The sequence below is a fragment of the uncultured Anaerococcus sp. genome (assembly GCF_947253225.1).
Classification (GTDB): domain Bacteria; phylum Bacillota; class Clostridia; order Tissierellales; family Peptoniphilaceae; genus Anaerococcus.
Genome location: NZ_CAMXYR010000093.1, coordinates 1 through 3961 on the forward strand (window position 1 = coordinate 1; position 3961 = coordinate 3961).

A 3961-nucleotide genomic window follows, 5' to 3' on the forward strand; every position below is an offset into this window, starting at 1 on the left:
CAATTTTTCAGTATTGATATTACTTGCTAGAATAAGATAATCGAGATTTTCTGCAAAATCAAGGGAATCCTCAATGATATCAATTATTGTATTAGCTCCCATTCCAGCAATTATTGCTACTTGATTTTCTTTTTTTTCTATCCCCTTAAAGCCATCAGTAACTCTTGTCGAAATAATCGTACTTAATTCATCAGTTAGAGCCGTCCTTAGTTTTTCCAGAGACTTCTCCGATATATCTGTTGCTAGAATATTCTTACTTATGCCATTTTTTGCTAAATATAAAGGAACTAATCCATGATCAGTTCCTATATCTATAATATTTTTATTTTCATCTATTAGATTAATAATATCTAGTAATCTTTTTTTATCATCCATTATAAAAAATCTTTCAATAATTCACTCTTGTTTGGAGATTTTAGCTTTCTTAGTGCCTTGGCCTCAATCTGTCTAATCCTCTCCCTAGTTACATCAAATTCCTTGCCTACTTCTTCTAATGTCCTTGGTGTTCCGTCAATTAGGCCAAATCTCAATTGGAGAACACGCTTCTCCCTTGCTCCAAGGCAAGACAATACGTCATTCAACTGCTCACGGAGCATGGTGTAGTTAGCTGCCTCTCCTGGGTCAATAGCAGTATCATCCTCAATAAAGTCTCCCAAGTGGCTATCATCCTCTTCACCAATTGGCGTTTCAAGGGAAACTGGTTCTTGAGAAATCTTTCTAATTTCTTGAACCTTATCTACTTCTATGCCCATTTGTTCAGCGATTTCTTCATTTGAAGGATCTCTTCCCAAATCTTGGACAAGTTGCCTTTGGATTCTTACAAGTTTATTAATAGTTTCGACCATATGAACTGGTATTCTTATAGTCCTTGCTTGGTCAGCTATTGCACGAGTTATAGCTTGCCTAATCCACCAGGTTGCATAGGTTGAAAATTTAAAACCCCTGTTGTAGTCATACTTATCGACTGCCTTCATTAGCCCCATATTACCTTCTTGGATGAGGTCAAGAAAACTCATTCCACGCCCCACATATTTTTTTGCAATTGATACAACAAGTCTTAGGTTGGTTTCTGCGAGTTTTTGCTTAGCTCTTTTAGAATTTAGAACTGCTCTCTTTAACTCAATCCTATCCACATCATCAAGATCAGAATCATTGATTATCTTGTAAGCCAAATCTCTTAATTCAATAGCTACATCTATCCCTGCTAAATCACCGCTAGAAAGTTTTATGTTGTTTGCTATTTTTTTAGCCATCTCACTCGTATTTATAAAATCATCAAGAATCATCCTATCGTTAGTCTTAATTTGCTCTCTGTTAGCAGCTTTAGCAAGAATATCATTGAATGACAAATAAACAAGATTGACAATCTCATCAGATTCTGTGATATTTAACATGTGGTCAAAGGAGTCAAAAAGGTCACACAAGGAATTGGCCTTGCTTTTATCCAAATCATTTTCTGATACAGAATTTTCAGCAATATTACAAATCATAACCTTTGTTCTTAACTCTTCTAGGCTTTCCTTATCGAGATCTTCTTCCATTATTTGTTTGAAAAGATCTCCCATATTAAGTAAGCCTAGGATTTCTTCCCTAGTATTAGAATCAAGTTCACCACTCAACTCTAGTTTAGAATTTGCTACTTTTAAAATCTTCGCAAGATCTCCAAAGAAAATATCATTAGCAAGCTTGGTCTTGTTTTGCTTGTTAAAATTAGCCCCACTTAGTTTTTTCCTAGCAATTTCTCCAACTTCCATCCTACGAGCTAGAATTATCTCCTCAGTCGCAGTCAAAAGACTCACCTTACCAATTTCTTTAAGATACATTTTGACAGGGTCATCAACCTTGACCCCAGCCATTATATCAACGTCTTTGCTTAGGTCATCTTCAATTGCTTCTTCTTCAATATCTTCTTGCAAATCATCTTCATCATCAGCTAAGTCATCATCCAAATCTTCGTTTGCCGTTTCTTCATCTTCAAGAACAGTCTCAGATTTTTCTACAATTTCTATACCCAAGCTCAAAATCTGATTTATAACAAACTTCTTGCTCTCATCTTCCATTTCCTTGAAATTTTCAAATGTGTAAATCTGCGAATAAGTAATCAATCCATCTTGAGCCTCGCTGATTGATTGAAATTCTTCTAAAATTTCCTTTAAAACATCATCATCGAGCAATTTATTGTCATCGCCAGTCATTAATACTCCCCTTACTTACAAAGACTATCTATTCCTTAGTTTTTTCAGTTCTCTTTTCCTATTAAAAAGGATAATCTTCTCCTTCAATTCTTCTGCTAGAATAGGATTAGCATTATCTCTTATATAATCCAGAATGAACTTATAGTCTTTATCTTCCAGATCAAACTTACTAACATCCTTTTCTTTCAAAAAAGTTTTGACATTATTTATCTTTTCATTTTCAATAGCCTTATCAAAAAATTCCCTATCTTTTTCATAATCAGACCTCTGGTTAAAAAATAACCTCAAAACTTCTAACTCATTTATATTAAAGTCGATTTTTTCATCTTCAACTATTATCGGTTTCTTACTATTAAACTTACCCCTATTAACTACTTTATAGTCAGTAACTTCATTATACCTTGAAATAGCTTGTTTTAAAGTACTTTTATCTATTTCAAAAAGCTTTGATACATTGTTTATAAAAACTTCTCTAGTCAATTCTTGTTTAATTGAAGCAAGAAAACCAACAAATAAATTTAGGGTATCTAATCTTTCACTAGGACTTGCCTTGGTATATTGATCTAAGATTTTCTCGTACTTATAATTATATGAATCGTTGGCTGTTTTTATCTTTTCCTCAAAGGCTTCTCTACCCCTACTTCTTATAAAATCATCTGGATCATTTCCTTGGTCAAGAACGATCACACTAGGATTTACATCAATTTCATGAAAAATTCTTATAGCCTTTTCTGTAGCCTTAATCCCTGCCCCATCTTGGTCATAACAAATATATATATCATCTGAATACCTCTTAATGAGTTTTGCCTGATCGGGTGTAAGTGCTGTGCCAAGTGATGCTACTGCTATATCAATACCATGATTATTAAGAGCTATAACATCCATATATCCTTCTACCAAAATAATCTCTTTTCTTTTTTGTTTCTTGTAGATATTAAGACCATAAAGGTTGTACCTTTTTTTAAAAACACTAGACTCAGGTGAGTTTAAATATTTGGGCATCTGACCAGATATAGCCCTTCCTCCAAAACCTATAACCCTACCAAAATGATTGATAATAGGAAATATTATCCTATCCCTATACTTATCATAATAATTTCCCTTGGAGGATTTTTTGATAAGACCTAAGTCCTCTAAATCTTCTTCCGAATAATTTTTAGCCTTAATATAATCATATAAATCATTCCAAGAATCCTTAGCAAAACCAAGCATAAAGGTATTTACAATTTTGCTAGATAGACCTCTATTTTTTAAATAAGCTTGGGCTTTTCTATCGGTAAGAAGATTTTTGTAATAAAACATCATGATATCTTTATTAATCTCATAAAGTTGATTGTTTTTTTTATTTATTTCAGGATCTTCTGTATAATCTATGCTAATGCCAGCCTTGTTTGCCAAAAATTTAAGACTTTCTGGGTAATTCAAGCCTTCCTTTTGCATTATAAAAGAAACAACATCTCCTCCCGCTCCACAACCGAAGCAGTGAAATAATTGTTTCTTCTCATCTACTGTAAAAGATGGCGTTTTCTCGTTATGAAAAGGGCAAAGCCCCTTGAAGGATGAACCAGCTCTTTTTAAATCGACATATTCCCCTATAATATCAACTATATTTGAGCTCTGAACTATTTGATTTATCTTATCTTCAGAAATTAAACTCATAAAATCACCTATATGAATTATACTAATCTTACCTTTGTTTTCAATTGAATGAATTTATATTCTGTCTCTTATACACATCTGACGCTGCCGACGACCTAACACAGGTG

Annotated in this window: 3 protein-coding genes; all 3 read right to left on the bottom strand. The window is 33.3% G+C overall.

Annotated features, from left to right (window positions below):
• Positions 1-375: class I SAM-dependent methyltransferase (locus Q0W95_RS07625; protein WP_297791491.1), on the bottom strand; the 375-nt coding region annotated here is incomplete at its 3' end.
• Positions 375-2195 (bottom strand): RNA polymerase sigma factor RpoD, encoded by a 1821-nt coding sequence (gene rpoD, locus Q0W95_RS07630; RefSeq protein WP_297791492.1) that lies wholly within the window; start codon positions 2193-2195, stop codon positions 375-377. The genes rpoD and Q0W95_RS07625, both read right to left, overlap by 1 nt.
• 24 nt (positions 2196-2219) lie before the next feature.
• Entirely contained in the window at positions 2220-3854 is a 1635-nt protein-coding gene (dnaG, locus tag Q0W95_RS07635) for a DNA primase (protein ID WP_297791493.1), read from the bottom strand.
• Between the last annotated feature and the right edge of the window lie 107 nt (positions 3855-3961).

What these genes read in the sequence shown, in the direction of transcription:
- dnaG (WP_297791493.1), bottom strand. Translation starts at nt 3,854, where the DNA reads ATGAGTTTAATTTCTGAAGATAAGATAAATCAAATAGTTCAGAGCTCA.
- rpoD (WP_297791492.1), bottom strand. Translation starts at nt 2,195, where the DNA reads ATGACTGGCGATGACAATAAATTGCTCGATGATGATGTTTTAAAGGAA.